Source organism: Pseudomonas benzopyrenica (assembly GCF_036884265.1).
GTDB classification, from domain to species: Bacteria; Pseudomonadota; Gammaproteobacteria; order Pseudomonadales; family Pseudomonadaceae; genus Chryseomonas; species Chryseomonas benzopyrenica.
Window position 1 is genome coordinate 4038894 of the sequence record NZ_CP145723.1, and the last position, 21966, is coordinate 4060859.

General features: G+C 65.0%; 24 protein-coding genes. 5 read left to right on the top strand and 19 right to left on the bottom strand.

Annotated elements, in window-relative coordinates:
• Positions 1-32: 32 nt before the first annotated feature.
• The 12 genes from recJ to ffh form a co-directional block, all read right to left on the bottom strand.
• Positions 33-1754 carry a single-stranded-DNA-specific exonuclease RecJ gene (recJ, locus tag V6W80_RS19210; protein ID WP_338545111.1) on the bottom strand — a complete coding sequence of 574 codons (1722 nt, stop codon included), beginning with the start codon at positions 1752-1754 and terminating at the stop codon, positions 33-35.
• Positions 1754-2293 (bottom strand): YaeQ family protein, encoded by a 540-nt coding sequence (locus V6W80_RS19215; protein ID WP_007160963.1) that lies wholly within the window; start codon positions 2291-2293, stop codon positions 1754-1756. The genes recJ and V6W80_RS19215 overlap by 1 nt, the downstream gene beginning before the upstream one ends.
• A 274-nt stretch (positions 2294-2567) precedes the next feature.
• Positions 2568-3977: a threonine synthase gene (thrC, locus tag V6W80_RS19220; RefSeq protein WP_338545112.1), complete on the bottom strand. Its 1410-nt coding sequence runs from the start codon at positions 3975-3977 to the stop codon at positions 2568-2570.
• A 46-nt stretch (positions 3978-4023) separates the two neighbouring features.
• A complete protein-coding gene (locus V6W80_RS19225) occupies positions 4024-5328 on the bottom strand; it encodes a homoserine dehydrogenase (RefSeq protein WP_338545113.1) in 1305 nt (434 codons plus the stop codon).
• 60 nt (positions 5329-5388) lie between these two features.
• On the bottom strand, positions 5389-6114 hold the full coding sequence (locus V6W80_RS19230) for a thioredoxin fold domain-containing protein (RefSeq protein ID WP_338545114.1): 726 nt from the start codon (positions 6112-6114) through the stop codon (positions 5389-5391).
• A 62-nt stretch (positions 6115-6176) separates the two neighbouring features.
• Entirely contained in the window at positions 6177-7067 is an 891-nt protein-coding gene (gene xerD, locus V6W80_RS19235; RefSeq protein ID WP_338545115.1) for a site-specific tyrosine recombinase XerD, read from the bottom strand.
• Positions 7064-7477, bottom strand: a complete 414-nt coding sequence (locus V6W80_RS19240; RefSeq protein WP_017640794.1) for an acyl-CoA thioesterase — start codon at positions 7475-7477, stop codon at positions 7064-7066. The genes xerD and V6W80_RS19240 overlap by 4 nt, the downstream gene beginning before the upstream one ends.
• A gap of 65 nt (positions 7478-7542) precedes the next feature.
• A complete protein-coding gene (rplS, locus tag V6W80_RS19245; RefSeq protein ID WP_007160957.1) occupies positions 7543-7893 on the bottom strand; it encodes a 50S ribosomal protein L19 in 351 nt (116 codons plus the stop codon).
• 42 nt (positions 7894-7935) lie between these two features.
• Positions 7936-8673 (bottom strand): tRNA (guanosine(37)-N1)-methyltransferase TrmD, encoded by a 738-nt coding sequence (gene trmD, locus V6W80_RS19250; RefSeq protein WP_064307869.1) that lies wholly within the window; start codon positions 8671-8673, stop codon positions 7936-7938.
• A gap of 3 nt (positions 8674-8676) precedes the next feature.
• A complete protein-coding gene (gene rimM / locus V6W80_RS19255) occupies positions 8677-9213 on the bottom strand; it encodes a ribosome maturation factor RimM (protein WP_338545116.1) in 537 nt (178 codons plus the stop codon).
• 5 nt (positions 9214-9218) lie between these two features.
• On the bottom strand, positions 9219-9467 hold the full coding sequence (rpsP, locus tag V6W80_RS19260) for a 30S ribosomal protein S16 (protein WP_007160954.1): 249 nt from the start codon (positions 9465-9467) through the stop codon (positions 9219-9221).
• 250 nt (positions 9468-9717) lie between these two features.
• Positions 9718-11097, bottom strand: coding sequence for a signal recognition particle protein (ffh, locus tag V6W80_RS19265; protein WP_338545117.1), 1380 nt, complete (start codon positions 11095-11097; stop codon positions 9718-9720).
• A gap of 421 nt (positions 11098-11518) precedes the next feature.
• On the opposite strand from ffh, the gene V6W80_RS19270 reads away from it, so the two are divergent.
• The gene (locus V6W80_RS19270; protein WP_017640798.1) at positions 11519-12319 is read left to right on the top strand and encodes a cytochrome C assembly family protein; all 801 of its coding nucleotides are present in this window, start codon (positions 11519-11521) and stop codon (positions 12317-12319) included.
• 188 nt (positions 12320-12507) lie between these two features.
• Entirely contained in the window at positions 12508-13812 is a 1305-nt protein-coding gene (locus V6W80_RS19275; RefSeq protein WP_338545118.1) for an MFS transporter, read from the top strand.
• Positions 13813-13870: 58 nt separating this feature from the next.
• On the opposite strand, the gene purT is transcribed toward V6W80_RS19275, so the two are convergent.
• The 3 genes from purT to V6W80_RS19290 form a co-directional block, all read right to left on the bottom strand.
• Positions 13871-15052: a formate-dependent phosphoribosylglycinamide formyltransferase gene (gene purT / locus V6W80_RS19280; protein WP_173149037.1), complete on the bottom strand. Its 1182-nt coding sequence runs from the start codon at positions 15050-15052 to the stop codon at positions 13871-13873.
• 21 nt (positions 15053-15073) lie between these two features.
• Positions 15074-15271 (bottom strand): DUF1289 domain-containing protein, encoded by a 198-nt coding sequence (locus tag V6W80_RS19285; protein ID WP_017640802.1) that lies wholly within the window; start codon positions 15269-15271, stop codon positions 15074-15076.
• Between the two features lie 265 nt (positions 15272-15536).
• On the bottom strand, positions 15537-16124 hold the full coding sequence (locus V6W80_RS19290; protein ID WP_017640803.1) for a CoA pyrophosphatase: 588 nt from the start codon (positions 16122-16124) through the stop codon (positions 15537-15539).
• Positions 16125-16251: 127 nt separating this feature from the next.
• Between V6W80_RS19290 and V6W80_RS19295 the strand changes: the two genes are divergently transcribed.
• Both V6W80_RS19295 and V6W80_RS19300 read left to right on the top strand, forming a co-directional pair.
• Entirely contained in the window at positions 16252-16806 is a 555-nt protein-coding gene (locus V6W80_RS19295) for an NUDIX hydrolase (protein WP_064307865.1), read from the top strand.
• A 130-nt stretch (positions 16807-16936) separates the two neighbouring features.
• Positions 16937-17410: a L,D-transpeptidase family protein gene (locus tag V6W80_RS19300; protein WP_371099786.1), complete on the top strand. Its 474-nt coding sequence runs from the start codon at positions 16937-16939 to the stop codon at positions 17408-17410.
• A 41-nt stretch (positions 17411-17451) separates the two neighbouring features.
• Here the strand turns inward: V6W80_RS19300 and V6W80_RS19305 are convergent, their stop codons facing one another.
• The 4 genes from V6W80_RS19305 to V6W80_RS19320 are packed head-to-tail and all read right to left on the bottom strand — an operon-like array spanning position 17452 to position 20903.
• Positions 17452-18606, bottom strand: coding sequence for an ABC transporter ATP-binding protein (locus tag V6W80_RS19305; RefSeq protein WP_064307864.1), 1155 nt, complete (start codon positions 18604-18606; stop codon positions 17452-17454).
• 10 nt (positions 18607-18616) lie between these two features.
• The gene (locus V6W80_RS19310) at positions 18617-19276 is read right to left on the bottom strand and encodes an ABC transporter permease (protein WP_338545119.1); all 660 of its coding nucleotides are present in this window, start codon (positions 19274-19276) and stop codon (positions 18617-18619) included.
• Between the two features lie 4 nt (positions 19277-19280).
• The gene (locus V6W80_RS19315; RefSeq protein ID WP_338545120.1) at positions 19281-20183 is read right to left on the bottom strand and encodes a glycine betaine ABC transporter substrate-binding protein; all 903 of its coding nucleotides are present in this window, start codon (positions 20181-20183) and stop codon (positions 19281-19283) included.
• A gap of 9 nt (positions 20184-20192) precedes the next feature.
• Entirely contained in the window at positions 20193-20903 is a 711-nt protein-coding gene (locus V6W80_RS19320; RefSeq protein WP_017640809.1) for an ABC transporter permease, read from the bottom strand.
• A 722-nt stretch (positions 20904-21625) separates the two neighbouring features.
• Here V6W80_RS19320 and V6W80_RS19325 point away from each other — a divergent pair.
• Positions 21626-21817 carry a hypothetical protein gene (locus V6W80_RS19325; protein WP_143075287.1) on the top strand — a complete coding sequence of 64 codons (192 nt, stop codon included), beginning with the start codon at positions 21626-21628 and terminating at the stop codon, positions 21815-21817.
• Positions 21818-21966: the final 149 nt, after the last annotated feature.

The window sequence follows — 21966 nt, forward strand, 5'->3', positions numbered from 1 at the left end:
GTGTTCCCGAACAGAATAGGTCGCTGTTCCGACTAACGCGGTGCCAGGTGCACCACCAGCAACTGCACGCTCTCGTTGCCGCGGAATTCATTCACGTCCAACCGATAGGCCAGCTCGGCCCAGCGGATATTGGGATCGGGCCAGGTGTCACGGTCGATGTTGAAGGCGATGCCGTCCAGCTCCGGGCCGCCCTGCTCGCTGCGCAGGGTCAGCTTGAGGTGCCGTTCCTTGAGCAAGCGCTGGGAGAGGATCTCGAAGGTGCCGTGAAACAGCGGCTCGGGAAACTGCTGCCCCCAGGGGCCGGCCTGGCGCAGGGCCTGGGCCAGATCGAGCTGGAATTCGCTCGGAGCGAGGCAGCCATCGGTCTGCAGGCGACCGCTGAGATCCTCGGCCTGCAGGTGACGCCGCACCTCGGCATCGAAGGCGGCGGTAAAGGTCTCGTAGTGCGCCTGGGGCAGACTGAGGCCGGCGGCCATGGCGTGACCGCCGAACTTGGTGATGAGCCCCGGATGACGGGTCGCCACGGCGTCCAGGGCATCGCGGATGTGCAGCCCGGGTACCGAACGCGCCGAGCCCTTGAGCATGCCGCTGCCACTGCCGTCGTCGGCGAAGGCCAGCGCCGGGCGGTGATACTTTTCCTTGAGACGCGAGGCGAGGATGCCGATCACGCCCTGGTGCCACTCCGGGTCGAACAGACAGAGACCGAAGGGCAGATTGTCTTCCGGCAACTCCTTGAGCTGCTTGAGCGCCTCGCGCTGCATGCCCTGCTCGATGCTCTTGCGATCCTTGTTGAAGTCGTCCAGCTGCTGGGCATATTCCTGCGCCAGCTGCAGGTCTTCGCAGAGTAGCAATTCGATGCCGATGGACATGTCGTCCAGGCGCCCCGCCGCATTGAGCCGCGGGCCGAGAATGAAACCCAGGTCGCTGGAGGCCACCTTGCCCGGCTGGCGCCCGGCCACTTCCAGCAGCGCCTTGAGCCCCGGTCGTGCCCGACCGGCGCGGATCCGCATCAGCCCCTGGTGCACCAGGATGCGGTTGTTGGCATCAAGCGGCACGACGTCGGCGACGCTGCCGAGGGCGACCAGATCCAGCAACTCGGCCAGATTGGGCTCCGCCAGGCCCTGACGAACGAACCAGCCGTTCTCGCGCAGGCGACTGCGCAGGGCCAGCATCACATAGAAGATCACCCCGACCCCGGCGATGCATTTGCTGGGAAAGGCGCAGGCCGGCTGATTCGGATTGACGATGGCATCGGCGGCGGGCAATTCGGCGCCCGGCAGGTGGTGGTCGGTGATGACCACCTGCAACCCGGCCGCCTTGGCCGCGGCCACGCCGTCCAGGCTGGAGATGCCGTTGTCGACGGTGAGCAGCACCTCGGGTTCGCGCTGCAGGGCCACGGCAACGATCTCGGGCGTCAGGCCGTAGCCGTATTCGAAGCGATTGGGCACCAGGTAGTCGACCCAAGCCGCGCCCAGGCGACGCAGGGCCAGCACGCCCACGGCGCTGGCGGTAGCGCCATCGGCATCGAAATCGCCGACAATGAGGATGCGCCGGCGCTCTTCCAGAGCGCGCGCCAGCAGCTCCACCGCCGCCTCGATGCCCTTGAGCTGGTGATAGGGCACCAGCCGCGCCAGCCCCTTGTCCAGTTCTTCCGGCAGGGTCACGCCGCGCGCGGCATAGAGCCGGGTGAGCAGCGGCGGCAAGTCGCCCAGGTCGGGCAATACTGCCGGTAGCGGACGGGGCTCCAGGCGCATCAACGTTCGCCCAGCAGCCATTCCAGCTGCAATTCGTGCTGACCGCGGTCGTCGGTGACGAACAGGGTGCCTTCGCTGATCATCACCTGCCAGGAAATGCTGCGCGGCAGATCGCGGGCCAGTTCGGCCAGGGGCTCGGCGGGAACCGCGGCGATGTGCAGATTCTTCAGCGTCCTGACCGCGTCCACCACCTTGGTCTGCCAGACGCGCAGGTTGCCGTAGGCCAGCAGGCTGGTGCGCTCGGTGCGACGGCTGCACCAGGTCAGGCGCTCGGCATCGGGCTGGCCGACTTCGATCCAGTGCAGCACCCGGCCATCGAGACTCTTTTCCCACAGCGCCGGCTCGTCGACGTCGGACAGGCCACGACCAAAGGCCAGCTGCTCGTTGTACCAGAGCACATAGGCCAGCAACCGCACCGCCATTCGCTCCTCGGTCTCGGAGGGATGCCGCGCCACGGTCAGGCGCAGATTCTCGTAGACCCCGCGATCCAGATCGGTGAGGTTGAGTTCGACTTTGTAGGGCGTGGCTTGCAGAGCCATGGGCGGGTCACCGGCAGGGAAAGCCGGGCATTGTACCGGAAAAGGCCGGGGGGCTTGGGACCGTGGATCCGTAGGTTGGGCTGAGCGTAGCAGCGACGGTTGGAGTCTGCCTTGTTGGGCTTCGACGATGGAGCCGTCTCAACCCAACCTACAGGTCAGCGTAGGTTGGGTTGAGCGCAGCGAAGCCCAACAAAGACGGTTGGAGTCCGCCGTGTTGGGCTTCGACGAGGGAGTCGTCTCAGCCCAACCTACGGTCGCAGGTTAGCGAACCCCCTTACAGCGGCTGACCACGCTTGCCGTGGCGGCTGACGAAGGCCTGGACGGCGGCCAGGTCGTTGGGCAGCACGGTGCAGCGCTCTTCACGCTGCAGCAGATCGGCCAGGTGGGTCGGCAGGCTGAGGGTCGCGCCGATGCCGGCCTTTTCCACCGCTTCGGGGAATTTCACCGGATGGGCGGTACCCAGCACCACCATCGGGGTGGCCAGGCTGCGGCGGCATTCGCGAGCGGCGCGTACACCGATGGCGGTGTGCGGATCCAACACCTCGCCGGTGGCGGCAAAGACCTCGGCGATGGTGGCGCAAGTCTCCTCATCGTTCACGGCCAGGGAATCGAACAGCTTGCGCGCTTCGGTCCAGCGATCGTCCGCCACCGTCAGGGTGCCGCTGCTGCGGAAGTTCGCCATCAGCTCGGCCAGGGCCAAGCCGTCGCGACCGTGCAGGTCGAACAGCAGGCGCTCGAAGTTGGACGAGACCATGATGTCCATGGACGGCGACAGGGTGGCTTCCAGCTGCTGCTTGTCGTAGCGATTGCCGGACATGAAGCGGTGCAGAATATCGTTGCGGTTGGTGGCCACCACCAGCTGGCTCACCGGCAGGCCCATGTTGCGCGCCAGGTACCCGGCGAAGATGTCGCCGAAGTTGCCGGTGGGCACCGAGAAGGCGATGGAGCGCGCCGGGGCGCCCAGCTGCAGGGCCGCGTGGAAGTAGTAGACGATCTGGGCCATGATCCGCGCCCAGTTGATCGAGTTGACCGCCACCAGCGGGGTGCCCTTGAGGAAACCCTGATCGGCGAAGCTGGCCTTGACCATCTCCTGGCAGTCGTCGAAGTTGCCTTCGATGGCGATGTTGTGGATGTTGTCGCCCAGCAGCGTGGTCATCTGCCGGCGCTGCACTTCCGACACCCGCTGGTGCGGATGGAGGATGAAGATGTCGACGTTCTCACAGCGCTTGCAGCCTTCGATGGCCGCCGAGCCGGTGTCGCCGGAGGTGGCGCCCATGATCACCACGCGTTCGCCGCGCTTGGCCAGCACATGGTCGAGCAGCCGTCCCAGCAGTTGCAGGGCGAAGTCCTTGAAGGCCAGGGTCGGGCCGTGGAACAGCTCCAGCACCCACTCGTTGGCATCCAGCTGACGCAGCGGCGCGATCGAGCTATGGGTGAAACCAGCGTAGGTCTCTTCCAGGATGGCCTTGAATTCGGCATCGGCGATGGAGCCGGCGACGAAGGGCTTCATCACCCGGAAGGCCAGCTCGTGGTAGGGCAGACCGGCCCAGGAGGCGATCTCTTCCAAGGAAAAACGCGGCAGGTTCTCCGGTACATAGAGACCACCATCGCTGGCGAGACCCGCCAGCAGCACTTCTTCGAAATTCAGCGCGGGCGCCTGGCCGCGGGTACTGATGTAACGCATGACTCGACCTCGGGAAAGACGGCGGCGCCGGGCGCCGCCAGGCTGCTCAGTTCAGGTGCTCGACACGGAGGCGGACGACATCGCCGACGACGTCATCGAGGGCTTCCAGGGCGGTGATGGCCTCGACCATGTGGCGCTCGGTCACGCGATGGGTCAGCAGGATCATGGGCACCAGGCCGTCATGTTCCTCGGCTTCCTTCTGCATGATGGACTCGATGTTGATGCCACGCGCCGAGAGGATGCTCGCCACCTGGGCCAGCACGCCCGGGTGATCCTTGGCCTGGATGCGCAGATAGTAGGCGCTCTCGCAGGCCTCGATCGGCAGCACCGGATGGTCGGACAGCGCATCGGGCTGGAAGGCCAGGTGCGGTACGCGATTCTCGGGATCCGAGGTCATGGCGCGAACCACGTCCACCAGGTCGGCCACCACCGCCGAGGCGGTCGGCTCCTGCCCGGCACCGGCGCCGTAGAACAGCGTCGAGCCGACGGCGTCGCCATTGACCATCACCGCGTTCATCACGCCGTTGACGTTGGCGATCAGCCGATCGGCCGGGATCAGCGTCGGGTGCACCCGCAACTCGATGCCCTGGTCGGTGCTGCGCGCCACGCCCAGGTGCTTGATGCGATAGCCCAGCGCCTCGGCATAGCCGACATCGGCGGTGGTCAGGCGGGTGATGCCCTCGGTGTAGGCCTTGTCGAATTGCAGCGGGATGCCGAAGGCGATGGAGGCCAGGATGGTCAGCTTGTGGGCGGCATCGATGCCTTCGACGTCAAAGGTCGGATCGGCCTCGGCATAGCCCAGCGCCTGGGCTTCGGCCAGGACATCGGGAAAGGTGCGACCCTTCTCGCGCATCTCGGAGAGGATGAAGTTGCCGGTGCCGTTGATGATGCCGGCCACCCAGTTGATACGGTTGGCGGCCAGGCCTTCGCGCAGCGCCTTGATCACCGGGATGCCGCCAGCCACCGAGGCCTCGAAGGCGACGATCACGCCCTGCTCGCGTGCCTTGGCGAAGATCTCGTTGCCGTGCACGGCGATCAGCGCCTTGTTGGCAGTGACCACGTGCTTGCCGTTGGCGATGGCGCGCAGCACCAGCTCGCGGGCCAGGGTGTAGCCACCGATCAGCTCCACCACCACGTCGATCTCGGGATTGTCGGCCACCGCCAGGACCTCGGCGGTGATCGGCGTACTGCCGGTATCGCACTGGGGATTGGGTCGGCGCTGGGCGATCTGCGCCACCTCGATACCCCGTCCGGCGCGCCGGGCGATTTCCTCGGCGTTGCGCTTGAGTACGTTGAAGGTCCCGCTGCCCACGGTACCCAGACCACAGATGCCTACTTTGACCGGCTTCACACCCTTATCCCCCTATCAGGTGGCGCCGCTCCGCAGCGCCGTTGAAATCTTTCGCAGCGCCTAGCGGGCGCTGATTGCCGCTTCCGCCAGCTGGTCGGCCGGCTGGTAGCCCGGGATCATCTGGCCATCGGCGAGAATGATCGCCGGCGTGCCCTGGATGCCCATGTTCTGCCCCAGCGCGAATTGCTGGGCGACCGGATTCTGGCAGCTCTCGGACTTGACCTCACGGCCGGTGAACATCTGGTTCAGCGCCGCCGGCTTGTCCTTGGCGCACCACACCGATTCCAGCTGCTTGGAGCCCGGCGAGCCCATGCCCTGCCGCGGGAAGGCCAGGTAGCGCACCTCGATGCCACGCTTGTTCAGCTCGGGCACCTCGGCGTGCAGCTTCTGGCAATAGGGGCAGGTGGTGTCGGTGAAGACGGTGATGTGCGCCTTGGTCTCGCCCTGGGCGGGATAGATGATCATCTGGTTGCGGTCGAGGCCGTTGATCTGCCGCGCCACGGCGACGTTCTCGGCCTTCTCGGTCAGGTTGGAGGCCTTGCCGTCCTTGACCTGGTACAGATAGCCCTGCATGACGAACTGGCCGTCGCCGCTGGCATAGAGCACCCGGCCGCCCTTGAGCTGGACCTGGTAGAGGCCTTCCAGCGGACTCTTGGCGATGGACTCGATGGCGAGATTGGGCTGCAGCGCGGTCAGGCTCTGGCGAATGGCCTGCTCAGGTTCGGCCTGAGCCAGTTGCACGCCGAGCCCCAGGCAAGCGGCGAGCAACAGTTGGGAAATACGCATGTTTGACTCCTGTTGAGACGCCGGCAAGCCTACCACAGACCTGCCGGCTACGGCGGTGGGCCCTAGCCGCGCGGATGGTGCTGGGCGTGCAGTTGTTGCAGCCGCACGCGGGCGACGTGGGTGTAGATCTGGGTGGTGGACAGACTGGTATGGCCGAGCAGCATCTGCACCGTGCGCAGATCCGCGCCGTGGTTGAGCAAATGGGTGGCGAAGGCGTGCCTTAGGGTATGCGGTGACAGCGAGGTGCGGATGCCCGCCACCTGGGCATGCAGCTTGATGCGGTGCCAGAAGGTCTGCCGGGTCATGGGCGTGCCCCGCTGGCTGGGAAAGAGGATATCGCCGGGCTGGCCGCCCAGCAGCAGCGGGCGCGCGGTCTTCAGATAGCTTTCCAGCCAGGCGATGGCCTCTTCGCCCAAGGGGATCAGCCGCTCCTTGCTGCCCTTGCCGAAGACCCGCAGCGAGCCCTCGCGCAGGTTGATCTCGTCCAGGGTCAGGCTGATCAGCTCGGTCACCCGCAACCCGGTGGCATAGAGCACCTCGAGCATGGTGCGATCGCGCAGGCCCAGGGTGTCTTCGGTATCCGGTGCGGCCAGCAGGGCTTCCACGTCCGCCTCGGACAGGCTCTTGGGCAGCGGCGCGCCCAGTTGCGGCATGCTCACCAGCAGCGTCGGGTCCTCGGCGACCCGCCCCTCGCGCACGGCATACTTGTAGAAGCTGCGCAGACCGGAGAGAAAGCGCGCCGTGGAACGCGCCTGGTAGCCCTCGCTCAGGCGCCAGCCGAGGTGATCGAGCACGGCGTCGCGACCCAGGTTCTCCAGGGTCAGCCCCCTGCCCTGCAGCCAGCGGGCGAAGGCCAGCAGATCGGTGCGATAGGCGCTGCGGGTATGGGGCGACAGTCCCTTTTCCAGCCACAGGGCGTCGAGGAATTCCTCGATCAGCCGTTCGGCGCTCACGCGGCGAAGCCTGGCAGCAGCGGCGTCGGCTTACCCTCGTCATCGACCGCGACAAAGCTGAAGGCGCCGTTGATGGCGCGCTCGCGCCCTTCCGCCAGCATGCCTTCGACGAACACCTCCACCTGCACCTTGATGCTGGTGTTGCCAACCTTCACCACCCGGCCGATCAGCTCGACGATGGAGCCGGCGGGAATGGGGTGGTTGAAATCGATCCGGTCGGTGGAGACCGTGACCAGTGGCTTGCGACAGAAGCGCGTCGCGGTGATGAAGGATACCTCGTCCATCCAGGCCAGGGCGGTGCCGCCGAACAGGGTGTCGTGATGATTGGTGGTGGGCGGGAACACTGCCTTGGCCACCCGGGTTTCCGACAGCGCCGTGCGCCGCTGGATTTCCGCTTCGCGGGTCGTCATGTCTTACCTCGAACCTCAGAAACGAAAAAAGCAGCCGAAGCTGCTTTTTTCTGGTCACGCCGCGATCAGGAAAGCTTTTCCTTGATGCGGGCAGCCTTGCCGGACAGCTCGCGCAGGTAGTACAGCTTGGCCTTGCGCACGTCACCGCGACGCTTGACGCTCAGGCTGTCGACCAGCGGGCTGTAGGTCTGGAAGGTACGCTCGACGCCAACGCCGTTGGAGATCTTGCGCACGGTGAAGGCGCTGTTCAGGCCGCGGTTACGCTTGCCGATCACTACGCCTTCGAAGGCCTGCAGACGCTGGCGGTCGCCTTCCTTCACCTTAACCTGGACAATCACGGTGTCGCCGGGGGCGAACGCCGGGATTTCTTTGTTCATCTGCTCAGCTTCGATCTGGGCAATGATTTTGTTGGTCATGTCACTCTGCTCCTAAGACAGGCCGCGGCCCGCCATCGATACCTAACTATCGTTCCGCTGACGAAGGTATTCCGCCAGCAGGTTCTGCTCTTCCCCAGAAAGCGAGCGGCCATCCAGAAGATCGGCGCGTCGCTCCGCAGTACGTCCCAGGGACTGCTGCAGGCGCCAGCGCCGGATATGCTCGTGGTTACCACTGAGCAACACGTCGGGTACGCGACGGCCCTCGTACACCTCGGGTCGGGTGTAGTGCGGGCAATCGAGCAGGCCGTCGGTAAACGAGTCCTGCTCGGCGGAATCCGCATGCCCCAAGGCTCCGGGCAGCAGTCGCGTAACCCCATCGATCAGCACCATGGCCGGCAATTCACCGCCGGACAGCACATAGTCACCAATCGACCATTCTTCATCCACGTGCGTCTCGATGAAACGCTCGTCAATGCCTTCGTAACGCCCGGCGATGAGGATCAGATGCTCCTCCTGCGCCAGTTCCCGTACCGCCGCCTGGTCGAGCTTGCGACCCTGGGGGGACAGGTAGATCACCTTCGCCGCCGAATCACCCTGGGCATCGGCCAGGGCGCGCTCCAGCGGCTGGATCTTCATGACCATACCGGGACCGCCGCCAAAGGGCCGGTCGTCCACGGTCTGGTGGCGATCCTCGGTATAGCTGCGCGGGTTGTAGCAGGTCAGCTCCAGGAGCCCCTGCTTCATCGCGCGACCGCTCACGCCATAGGCGCTCACGGCTTCGAACATCTCGGGAAAGATGCTGATGACATCGATACGCATGGATCAGAAATCCGCGTCCCAGTCGACCTGCATCTCGCCCTTGGCCAGATCCACCGCCAGCACGTACTGGTCGGGCAGATAGGGCAATAGACGCTCACGATCGTCGAGGCTGCCAGCACAGGGCATGACCACAATGACATCGTTGGCCCCGGTCTCCAGCAGATGATCCACCACACCCAGCCATTGGCCTTCGCGATTGATCACCTTGAGACCTTCCAGTTGATGCCAGTAGTAGTCACCGGCGCCCAGCTGGGGCAATTCACTGCGCGGCACGCAGATCTCGAAACCGGCCATCAGCCGGGCTTCTTCACGATCGTCCAGGCCCTGCAGCCGTACCGTCAGGACCTTGCCGTGCAACCGACCGCCGAGCACCTTGACCTGTCGGGTCTCGCCTTCGCGCCGCAGCGTCCAGGTCCGATAGTCCAGCAGATTGTCGAGCGGATCGGTAAAGGAGTAGATCTTGAGCTCACCACGTACGCCAAAGACCGAAACTATCTTGCCCAGAACCACCAGGTCGGGGGCGGAGGTCGGCGTACTCATGGTCTTCAGGCGGTAGCCTGAGCGCTCTTCAGCAGCTGAGCGACGCGCTCGGACGGCTGGGCGCCCTGCGACAGCCAGTAATTGGCGCGCTCTTGGTCCACCGACAGACGGATTTCGGCGCCGCTGGCCACCGGGTTGAAGAAACCGATGCGCTCGACGAAACGACCATCACGCGCATTGCGGCTGTTGGTCACGGTCAGGTGGTAGAAGGGGCGCTTCTTGGAGCCGCCACGGGCTAGACGGATGGTTACCATTGAACTTCGTTCCTGTAGTCGGTGCTTGTAGCTGTGGGCACACTGGGCCACATGGCCCGAAAGGCCGCATATTCTAAGGGCTGTCACCCGGTTTGCCAATGGCTTTAAACGGTACCCTCGGCATTGCGGCAGCCTGGAGACTCCAGCAGCGGAGCCTCGTCGCTCGCGAAGGTGCATCAGCACTGGTGCCGACGCCCCACGCAGAGCCCTTTCCAATGCCGGCCATCTGGCGACGGGCGGCACCGGAAAATCACATCTTGGGCATGCCGCCGCCAGGGAACATGCTGCCCATGCCGCGCATCATCTTGGCCATGCCGCCCTTGGCGGTGACCTTCTTCATCATCTTCTGCATCTGCTTGTGCTGCTTGATGAGGCGGCCGACGTCCTGCACCTGGGTACCGGAGCCCAGAGCGATGCGCTTCTTGCGCGAGCCGCTGATCAGTTCCGGATCGCGGCGCTCGGCCGGGGTCATGGAGTCGATGATGGCTTCCATCTGCTTGAAGTGCTTTTCCGCCGCGCCCTGGGCATTGCCCATCTGCTGGATGTTCATGCCACCCATCATGGTCGGCAGCTTGTCCATCAGCGAACCCAGGCCGCCCATGTTCTTCATCTGGCGCAGCTGGTCGCGGAAATCCTCGAGATCGAAGCCCTTGCCCTTCTTGAGCTTCTTGGCCAGTTTGTCGGCCTTCTCGCGATCCAGGGTCTGCTCGGCCTGCTCGATCAGCGAGAGGACGTCGCCCATGCCGAGGATGCGCGAAGCGACACGGTCCGGGTGGAAGGGATCAAGGGCTTCGCTCTTCTCGCCCATGCCGATGAACTTGATCGGCTTGCCAGTGATGTGGCGGACCGACAGGGCGGCACCGCCACGGGCGTCACCGTCGACCTTGGTCAGGATCACGCCGGTGAGCGGCAGGGCATCGTTGAAGGCCTTGGCGGTGTTGGCGGCGTCCTGACCGGTCATGGCGTCGACCACGAACAGGGTCTCGGCCGGCTTGGCGGCGGCGTGGACCTGCTGGATCTCCGCCATCATCTCGCTGTCGATGTGCAGACGACCGGCGGTGTCGACGATCACCACATCGATAAATTTGAGCTTGGCTTCGCGAATGGCGGCCTGGGCGATCTCCACCGGCTTCTGGCTGATGTCGGAGGGGAAGAAGGTGACCCCCACCTCGCTGGCCAGGGTTTCCAGCTGCTTGATGGCGGCCGGACGATAGACGTCGGCGGAGACGACCATGACGGTCTTCTTCTTGCGCTCCTTGAGGAAGCGCGCCAGCTTGCCCGCGGTGGTGGTCTTGCCCGCGCCCTGCAGGCCGGCCATGAGGATGACCGCCGGCGGCGCCACGTTGAGCGCCAGGTCTTCGTTGGCCGCGCCCATGATGGCTTCGAGTTCGGCACGCACGATCTTCACGAAGGCCTGGCCCGGAGTCAGGCTCTTGGACACCTCGGTGCCGACCGCCCGCTCCTTGACCCGGTTGACGAATTCCTTGACCACCGGCAGGGCGACGTCCGCCTCGAGCAGCGCCATGCGCACCTCGCGCAGGGTGTCCTTGATGTTGTCTTCGGTGAGCTTGGCCTTGCCGGTAATGTGGCGCAGGCTTTGGGACAGGCGGTCTGTGAGATTCTCGAACATGCGGACATCCAGGGCAGAAACGGCGGCTGACCGACAAGTATAACGAAAGAGCGCCTGACCAGGGATAGCCGCTGGGGCCGGTTACCGCGTGAATCCGTCAGCAGCGCCCGCCTTGGCGAGCAGCTGAGGAAGCAAGGACAGGCATCGGCATCAGGGCCGATGCCTGAGGGGACGGGATCAGAAAATCAGCGAGAAGATGCCGATGACCACCACCAGGCCGATCAGAAAAATGATGCCCATGGTACCGCCGAGAAATTTAAGCATGGTCGCGACCTCTTCTAGATATGTACTTCATGGGACCACCCGACAGCGGCCAGGGTTCGCCCGATCCAGCCAGCCAGCATCAGGGCGTGGCTCGGACTTTCTGTACCGCCCTGTCTGTGCCACACTCGCCTGCTTTCCGCTCTGCTGAAACCGGACCATGCACGCCCTGCTGCCCACCCTCCTGGCCGCTGCCCTCTATCTGCTCGCGACCCTCTACCAGGGCAGTTGCCTGCTGCGTAAGCAGCCGTCGAGCAAGCCCCTGGTCCTGGGCGCCGGCATCCTGGCCCTGCTGCCCCACGCCCTGGCCGTCTATCTGCAGCTGATCCTCGAACCGACCCTCAGCCTGGACTTCTTCGACGCTTCCAGTCTGATCTCGGCGACCGCCATCGCCCTGATGCTGATCGGCTGCCTGCGCATGCCGTTGCAACCCTTGCTGGTGCTGATCTATCCCCTCGGCGCCATCACCGCGCTGCTGGCCGAATTCGTACCGCCCGGCACCGTGACCCCGCTGGACGTCTCGCCCAAGATCGTCGTGCACGTGCTGCTGTCGATCATCGCCTACGGTCTCTTCACCCTGGCGGTGCTGCAGTCGCTGCTGCTGCTGATCCAGGATCGCCAGCTCAAGAACAAGCATCCGTCCGGCCTGATCCGCAGCTTTCCCCCGCTGCAGACCATGGAAAGCCTGCTGTTCGGCTTTCTCTGGGCCGGCTGGGTGGTGCTGTCGCTGTCGCTGATCTCCGGCTGGTTCTTTGTCGAGGACATGTTCGCTCAGCACCTGGTGCACAAGACGGTGCTCTCCTGCATCGCCTGGGTGGTGTTCGGCATTCTGCTGTGGGGTCGCAATCGGCTGGGCTGGCGCGGCCACCGGGCGATTCGCTGGACGCTGCTGGGCTTCATCCTGCTGATGCTGGCCTACTTCGGGAGCAAGCTGGTGCGGGAATTCATCCTGCATCGTTGACAGTCCTCATTCCGCTACCTGCATAATCAGACGACCGAACCACGTTCGGCGCGACCCGGCCAACAGCCAGGTCGCGCCCGGCACGTCATAACAGGTCGTCACGCCCGTCCCCATCCTCGGACAGCCGCTGCCCCATCGGGCCGCTCCGGCAGACGCCTCCTACAAGAACGACTGCCCGGTATCTCTGCATGTCCACGACCGCTGCCGCCTTCGACGCGCCCACTTCCGTGCCGCGCAATTCCCCCACCCGCGTGGCCACCGCCAGCTTCATCGGCACCGCCATCGAGTTCTACGATTTCTATGTCTATGCCACGGCCGCGGCCCTGGTGATCGGCCCGGTGTTCTTTCCCCAGGGCTCGGGCATGGCCCAGACCCTCAGCGCCTTCATCACCTTTGGCATCGCCTTTCTGGCGCGTCCCCTGGGTTCGCTGCTGTTCGGCCACTTCGGTGATCGCATCGGGCGCAAATCCACCCTGGTGGCCTCGCTGCTGCTGATGGGCATCTCCACCACCCTGATCGGTCTCCTGCCCGGCTACGCCAGCATCGGTGTCTGGGCCCCCATCCTGCTGTGCCTGCTGAGATTCGGCCAGGGCCTGGGTCTGGGTGGCGAATGGGGTGGTGCGGCGCTGCTGGCCACCGAGAACGCCCCGCCTGGCAAGCGCGCCTGGTTCGGCATGTTTCCCCAGCTCGGCCCCTCCATCGGCTTCCTCATGGCTAACGGCCTGTTCCTGGCTCTGGCGCTGCTGCTGGACGATGAGCAATTCCGTGCCTGGGGCTGGCGCATCCCCTTCCTGCTCAGCGCCCTGCTGGTGGTGGTCGGCCTCTATGTGCGGCTGTCGCTGCACGAGACGCCGGTGTTCGCCGAGGCCATGGCCCGCCGCGAGAAGCTGCGCCTGCCCATGGTCGAAACCTTCGGCAAGCACGGCAAGGCGGTGCTGCTGGGCGCCCTGAGCATGGTGGTGTGCTACGCCCTCTTCTACATCTCCACGGTGTTCTCGCTGAGCTACGGGGTGAAGAATCTTGGTTACAGCCGGCAGGAATTCCTCGGCCTGCTGTGCATCGCGGTGCTGTTCATGGCCCTGGCCACGCCGCTGTCGGCCTGGCTGGCGGATCGCTTCGGCCGCAAGCCGGTGCTGGCGGTGAGCGCCATCGCCGCCCTGCTGTCGGGCTTCGCCATGGAGCCGCTGCTGACCCACGGCTCCAGCCAGGCGGTCGGCCTGTTCCTGGCGCTGGAACTGTTTCTCATGGGCATGACCTTCGGTCCCATGGGCGCCCTGCTGCCGGAAATCTTCCCGACCCGGGTACGCTACACCGGCGCCTCGGCGGCCTACAACCTGGGCGGCATCCTTGGCGCCTCCCTGGCGCCCTATGCCGCGCAGCAACTGGTGGAAGCCGGCGGCCTGAGCTGGGTGGGCGGCTACGTCTCGGCGGCGGCGGCCATCAGCCTGGTGGCGGTGCTCTGCATGCGCGAAACCCGCGATCAATCGCTGTAGATTCTTCAGCGCATGAAAAAGGGCCCCGCAGGGCCCTTTTCTTGGTGCGCAGACGGCGTTACAGCTCGACCTTCACCGCCTGGGAAGCACGCACGGCCTTGGCGCGCGCCGCCTCGATGCTTTCGTCGCGAGCCAGGGCCACGCCCATGCGCCGCTGCCCCTTGACCTCCGGCTTGCCGAACAGGCGCAGCGCGGTGTCGGGTTCGGCCAGGGCCGCGCCGAGGTTGCCGAAGGCGGTCTGCCGCGACTCGCCGTCCACCAGGATCACCGCCGAGGCCGAGGGGCCGAACTGGCGGATGGTAGGGATCGGCAGACCGAGGATAGCGCGGGCGTGCAGGGCGAATTCGGACAGGTCCTGGGAGATCAGGGTCACCAGACCGGTGTCATGGGGACGTGGCGAGACTTCGCTGAACCAGACCTGGTCGCCCTTGACGAACAGCTCCACGCCGAACAGACCGCGACCGCCCAGGGCCTCGGTGACGGCGCGAGCGACCCGCTCGGATTCGGCCAGGGCCTTGTCGCTCATGGCCTGGGGCTGCCAGGACTCGTGGTAGTCGCCCTTGACCTGACGATGCCCGACCGGTGCGCAGAAGGCGGTGCCGCCGACATGGCGCACGGTCAGCAGGGTGATCTCGTAGTCGAAGTCGACGAAGCCCTCGACGATCACCCGGCCCTTGCCGGCACGCCCGCCTTCCTGGGCGTACTGCCAGGCGGCCTGCAGCTCATCGGCGCTACGCAGCAGGCTCTGGCCCTTGCCCGAGGAACTCATGATCGGCTTGACCACGCAGGGATAGCCCAGCGCCTCGGCGGCGGCGGCGTAGTCTTCGTAGGTGTCGGCGAAGTGATAGGGCGAGGTGGGCAGGCCCAGCTCCTCGGCGGCGAGGCGACGGATGCCTTCGCGATTCATGGTCAGCTGGGCCGCGCGGGCAGTGGGCACCACGGTGTAGCCCTCGCCTTCCAGTTCCACCAGGGTGGCGGTGGCGATGGCTTCGATTTCCGGCACGATGAAGTGCGGCTGCTCGCGCTCGATCACCGCGCGCAGCGCGGCGCCGTCGAGCATGTCGATGACGTGGCTGCGGTGGGCGACCTGCATGGCCGGGGCATCGGCGTAGCGATCCACGGCGATGACCTCGACGCCCAGACGCTGCAGCTCGATGACGACTTCCTTGCCCAGTTCGCCGGAGCCGCAGAGCAGCACGCGGGTGGCGCTGGGGGACAGGGGGGTACCGATACGGGGCATGACAGATCTCTCCGGCTGATATCAGGTCAGGAAGGCCGCACCGCCCGCCCGCGCCCGCTCGTCGCAGCGCAGCAGCACCTCGCGGCGCTCGCTGTCGCTCATGGACATCCAGCGGGTGATCTCGGCGGCGCTGCGCTGGCAACCGATGCAGATGTCCTGTTCGTCCAGGGCACAGACATGGACGCAGGGCGAACGCACGGGTGAATTGGCGGTGGTCATGCGGCTTCCCTCGAATGGCCGCGCATTGTGCCCGTTAACGTCCGACTTGGCATGTGCCTTTACCTTGTCGCTAGGCTCTGCACGAAAAGGCCTGCGCTCGGTGATGCTTCGTTGAAAAACGCCTGGATCGCCAGCCCGGCCTGGGCGGCCCCGTCGCAATGCTCATTTACCACTCGTAAACTCGTTCGCGAGCCCGGTCCGCTTCCTCAGCGCTTTTCTCCTCGCCTGACCTTCGCTCGGCGACTTTTCGTACAGAGCCTACCGCTCAATCCCGCCTGGGCGGTGCCTTGAGCACGATACCGGCGTCGTACAGCAGGTTGACCAGCTCGACGATGATCACCGCGGTCAGTCCCCAGATGCGGTGCTCGCCATACTGATAGCTGGGCACCTGCCAACGCAGGCCGTCGTGGTCGACCCTGAGGGTGTAATCCGGCGGTACCTCGCAGAAGAACTGCAGGGGCACGGTAAAGATCGCGGCGATCTCGGCTTCGCTGGGGACGTATTCGAGCTGATCGGGAATCAGGGCGACGATGGGCGTCACCGCCAGGCCGTAGCGTGACACCAGCGGACTCAGGGGCGCGATCACCTCCACCAGGCCTGGCGGCAGCCCGACCTCTTCCTCGGCCTCGCGCAGGGCGGTGGCGATCAGATCGACGTCCTCGGGATCGCGCCGGCCGCCCGGCAGGGCCACCTCGCCGCCATGGGTGGACAGGTTGCTGGCCCTCAGGGTGAGCAGCAATTCGGGATGCTCGCCACGAATGATGGGCACCAGCACCGCCGCTTCCTGATGGTTCTCGGTGCCGCTCAGGGTGCGCGGCCGATAGTGACGCAGGCGCTGGAGCAACTCATCCACGCCGGAATTCTCCCTTGCTCATCGTATCCCCTGGATCATGGCACGCCCGCCGGGCAATCCCAAGCCCAGCCATCGCTTGCGAGGCCCGCGATCGCCCCGGCACACTGCAGCAAAACGAGGATGAATCATGAAGCATTGCAACCACTGTGGCGGCCTGCTGGAAGAACGCATTCCCGCGGGCGACAACCGCATGCGCCTGGTCTGCAGCCAGTGCGGCGCGGTGCATTACCAGAACCCACGGGTGGTGGCCGGCTGTCTGGCAACCTGGGAAGGCCGGGTGCTGCTCTGCCAGCGCGCCATCGAGCCGCGCAAGGGCTACTGGACGCTGCCGGCAGGCTTCATGGAAAACGGCGAGACCACCACCGAGGCCGCCGCCCGCGAGACCTTCGAGGAAGCCGGCGCGCAGGTGCAGGACCTGGAGCTCTATACGCTCTTCGATCTGCCGCACATCGACCAGATCTACATGCTGTTCCGCGGCGAGCTGGTCGACGGACGCTTTGGCGTCGGCGAAGAAAGCCTGGACGTGCGCCTTCTGGACGAAGCCGACATCCCCTGGTCGTCTCTGGCTTTTCCGACCATCAAGCGAACACTAGAATGCTTTTTCGCTGACCGCCGCCGCGGCGAGTTTTCACTGCGCCATGAGGGCATGGCGCCCATGGTGGTCGCACCCAAGCCTGCCTAAGGGCCTGTTCAACGTCTGCTCGCGAGACCTTGAACAGGCTCTGAGCTCTTCCGAGGATCTTCTCGACATGCGTCCGTTGCACCTGTTGTTGGCGCTCTGCTATGTGCTGTGCGGTTCGTTGCTTCCCCAGCTGGCCCAGGCCAGTACCAGCGTCACGGTGATCCGCCAGCCGGCTGCGCCGCTGATCGACAAGGTGCTGGTCATCAAGTCGCGCAATCAGCTGCAACTGCTCAGCGGCGACACCGTGATGAAGTCCTACCGCATCTCGCTGGGCAAGAATCCCCGCGGTCCCAAGTTGCGCGAGGGCGACAAGCGTACCCCGGAAGGCTTCTATTGGATCGACTGGCGCAAGACCAGCGACAAATTCAACCTGGCCATGCACATCTCCTATCCCAATCGTGAGGACCTGGCGCGCGCCAGTCAGGCCGGCGTGCGTCCCGGCAGCATGATCATGCTGCACGGCACCCCCATCGACGAGGAGTACCCGGAGTGGTACTTCAACTCGCTGAACTGGACCGAGGGCTGCATCGCCATGACCAACCACGACATGCGCGAGGTCTGGGGGCTGGTCAAGGACGGCACCATGATCGAGATCCGCCCCTGAGAGCCTTTGAACAGCCTCTGCGCCGCTAGGCTTTCCGTGCCCTACCCCGCTACCTGCTCCGCGGGCGAGACGATGGTGGTCTTGCCCCGCGAACGACCGCTGCTGAGGTAGTCGGCGATGGATTCCTGGGTGACCTCGCCAAGGAAGTCGTTGTCGGCGCTGAGCACCGGCAGCCAGGACGTGTTGAACTGGTACATGCGCGACAAGAGGATGCGCAGGTGCTCGTCGAAGGCCGCGGTGGCCTTGAACGGGGTGATGAAGGGCGCCACCGGGCCGCTCTGCCCGCGCAGGTCACGCCGACGCACGTAGCCTAGGCCCTTGTTGGCGGCATCCGTCACCACCACATGGCGGCGATCGTGCTCTTCCATCAACTCCACGGCATCGCCGATCAGCGTCTCGGCCTGGATCGCGGGCGCGTTGTCGGCGGCATCCTCGGCACGAATCAGCAGCAGGCGCTTGAGGGTGCTGTCCTGGCCGACGAAGTTGCTGACGAACTCATCCTTAGGGTGGGCCAGCAGGGTGTCCGGATGATCGAACTGCACCAGGCGCCCGCCGCGGAACACGGCGATCTTGTCGCCCAGGCGGATGGCTTCGTCGATGTCATGGCTGACCATGATCACCGTCTTATTCAGCGCCCGCTGCATCTGGAAGAACTCGTTCTGGATAGCGTCGCGGTTGATCGGGTCCACCGCGCCGAAGGGTTCGTCCATCAGCAACAGCGGCGCCTCGGCCGCCAGGGCACGGATCACCCCGATGCGCTGCTGCTGGCCACCGGACAGTTCGCGTGGATAGCGCGACAGGTACTGCTTGGGCTCCAGCTGCACCATGCTCATCAGCTCGGTGGCGCGCTCGCGGCACCTCTTCTTGTCCCAGCCCAGCAGCTTGGGCACCACGGTGATGTTTTCCTCGATGGTCATGTTGGGGAACAGACCGATCTGCTGGATCACATAACCGATATGGCGTCTGAGGGTCACCTCGTCGATGCCGGTGGTGTCCTCGCCATTGATCAGCACCCGCCCGGAGGTGGGCTCGATGAGGCGGTTGATCATCTTCAGGGTGGTGGTCTTGCCGCAGCCGGAGGGGCCGAGGAAGACGCAGATCTGGCCCTCCTCCACGGTGAGGCTCACGGCATCCACCGCGGTCACGTCCTTGCCGTGCTGCTTGAAGGTCTTGGTCAGGCGGTCGAGTTCGATCATCTGGGGCTCCTTAAAGGGCGCTGCGCAGGCCGCGCGGGGTGAGGCGGCGTTGCAGCCACTGCAGGACGAGGTCGGCGACGATGGCCAGCAGGCTGACCAGCACGGCGCCGACGATGAGGGTGGCCATGTCACTGCGGCTGATGGCGGTGAGGATGAGCACGCCCAGGCCGCCGGCGCCGATGGTGGCGGCGATGGTCATGACGCCGATGTTCATGACCACGGCAGTGCGTACCCCGGCGAGGATCACCGGCAAGGCGATGGGCAGCTCGACCATGCGCAGGCGCTGCCAGAAGGTCATGCCGATGCCGGCGCCCGCTTCGCGGATGCCGGGCTCGACGCTGGTCAACGCCAGGTAGGTGTTTCTCAGGATCGGCAGCAGCGAATAGAGGAACACCGCGGTGATGGCCGGCAGCGGACCGAGGCCTTGGCCAAACTTGGAGTAGAAGGGCAGCAGAAGGCCGAACAGGGCGATCGAAGGCAGCGTCATGACTATCGTGGCCACCGCCTGTAGCGGTCCGGCCAGCGCGGGGTAGCGGGTCATGAGGATGCCCAGGGGCACGCCTACCAGGATCGCCAGGGTCACGGCGATGCCCACCAGGGTGATGTGCTGGCGGGTCAGGTCGAGGACCTGCAGCCAGTCGATGTGATTGAAGGAGGTGACGAAATCCATGGGGTCATTGCCCTCCGCTTAGGGGGTGCTGGGCGAGAAAGTCGCGGGCCACCTGGGCCGGCGTCTGCCGCTCGATGTCCACCTTGGCGTTGAGCTGGCGCATGGTGGCCTGGTCCAGGCTTTCCGCCAGGGGCCTCAGCAACGCGGCGAGATCCGGGTGCTTGGCCAGGTACCCGGCGTTCACCACCGGCGCGGCGGTGTAGTCGGGGAAATAGCCCTTGTCGTCTTCCAGCACCTTGAGCCTGAAGGCATCCAGGCGGCCGTCGGTGGTGTAGACCAGCCCAGTGAACACCTGGCCGTTGCGCAGCGCGGTATAGACCAATCCCGGATCCATCTGGCGGATGTCGTCACGGGTGTAGTTCAGGCCATAGGCCTTGACCAGGCCGGCGAGGCCGTCGGAACGGTTGGCGAATTCGATGTCCAGCGCGGTCAGGTGGCGCTTGCCGGCCTCGGCCTTGAGCAGCCGGGCCAGGTCGCTGATGCTGTTCAGCTCGGGATGCTGCTGGGCGACCTTTTCCGGTAGCGCCAGGGCGTAGGTGTTGTTGAAGCGGGTGGGCGCCAGCCAGGCCAGCCCGGCCTTGGCGTCCAGTTCCTTGACCCGCTGGTAGGAGGCGTCCTTGTCCAGGCGCTCGGTGACATGGTTGTAGGCCACCAGCGAGGTACCGGTGTATTCCCAGGTGAGGTCGAGCTGGGCGTTCTTCACGCCGTTCCAGGCGATGGTGCTGCCCAGGCCGCCGACGATCTCCGGCTGGTAGCCGTGCCTGGACAGATACTGCCCGGTGAGTTCGGCGAGGATGGCCTGCTCGGTAAAGACCTTGGCACCGATGCGGATGGGCTCAGCCCGGGCACCACTGGCCAGCGTCAGTCCGAACCAGGCGGCGCCCAGGGCGATAAGCAACTTCTTCATCTCGTCTCCTTAGCGGGCCAGGCCGCGTTCCAGCCAGAGGCGACTGGCGAGCAGCACCAGGCCATCCAGCAGCAGCGCCAAGAGCGCCGTGGCGGCCGCGCCCAGCAGCAGCTGTGACTGGTTCTCCAGGGCGATGGCGGGAAAGATCAGACTGCCCAGGCTGTTGGCGCCGATGAGAAACACCAGCGGAGTGGTGCCGACGTTGATCGCCAGGGCCACCCGCACCCCACCGACGATGATGGGCACGGCATTGGGCAACTCCACCTTGGTCAGCACCTGGGTGGGGGTCATGCCGATACCGGTGGCCGCTTCCTTGAGCGAGCCCGGCACGTTCTTCAGCCCCTCGTAGGTGTTGCGCACGATGGGCAGCAGCGAAGCGAGAAACAGCGCCAGGATCGCCGGCCCGTCACCGATGCCGACGACGCCCAGGGCAATGGCCAGCACCGCGAGCGGCGGCACGGTATTGCCGATGTTGAACACCTGCATGAAGCGCTCGGCACTGCGGGCGAACCGCGGCCTGCTGAGCAATACCCCGGCGGGAATGCCCACCAGCAGCGCCAGGACCATGGAGACGGCCACCAGGTAGAGGTGGGCCTGGAGATAGAACAGCAGATCCGCGCGATAGGTACTGAGGGTATCCCTACCGATCCAGTGCACCAGCAGTGCCAGGATCACCACTCCCACGGCCGAGCCGAGCAGGAGGGTCTTGAACTTCGCCATGTCAGGCTCCTTCAACGGGCGGACAGGCCGCATGCCTTCCGAGTGCGGACCTCGCGACAGGGGCGAGGCGCAGGACGGCTGTCCGGGTTCAGGGTCGAGACACAGCAGGGCATGGCGGGTATGCCGGCTGGACCAACGGGGCGGTGCGGATCTCGGGATCTGCCTAGCCCTTGGGTGTCGCTCTCTCGTAGCGACATGGCGCTTTGCCTCGACCGAAGAGATTGACGTCCATCGCAGTCGATAGTTCGTCAGCTCCTTTTCAGGCTAACCCAATAGACTCGCTCAATGCCAACCCAATCGCGGAAAGCGACACACCTTGACAGGGTGAAAGGCCCAGGCGAGAGGCTCGGATACCCGAAGAAAAGCGAGAATCGCGTGCTAGAGCAGTCGGCGAATATGTGACGATAAATTTAATACCTTTACTGTTAGCTGCTCTGCAGACTCGACGCGACATCTGTCACAGATGCGATGGCAGACCGGCTCGGTTTCGTGGAGCGTGACACAGCTCAGCTGACGTACGGTCATAACTGAAACATCTTTCTGTGAGCCAGTGCGATGCCGATGTTTTGGCACCTCTTTATCATGCCGACGAGTGGCTGACGCTTTGAGGGATCATTCAGCCATAACACGGTCAATAGGTGGCCCAGTGATAGCACCAAGCGCCGTTTCTGGAACCGCTATAAAAACAGACTATTCACCGAGCTAACTTCAAAGGGAACGTTATGAATGACATGACGGCTTGTGCATCGTTGGACTCCGCTGTTCTATCCTCTACCCCCGTAATGCTGCTGCAACCCAAGGTGGAAAACTGGGTGGTGGTGTATGCGCACGGTGGCCTGATCGCCGACTTCGATGACGAGGCCTCAGCCCGCCGCGAAGCCGAGCAGTGGGCTGGAATCTGCCTGCGTCGCTAAAGACCGCTTTCGAATGATCTGCCTGCGCCATGGAAAGATGGAAAGCAGTCACAGGCAGTTCATTGCTCGCTCCAATGCCCTTTCCCTCCGTTCGGCTGATCGTCCCTCCCGGATCTAGACCCCGCGTCGTCCTGGCACAGGCTAACCTC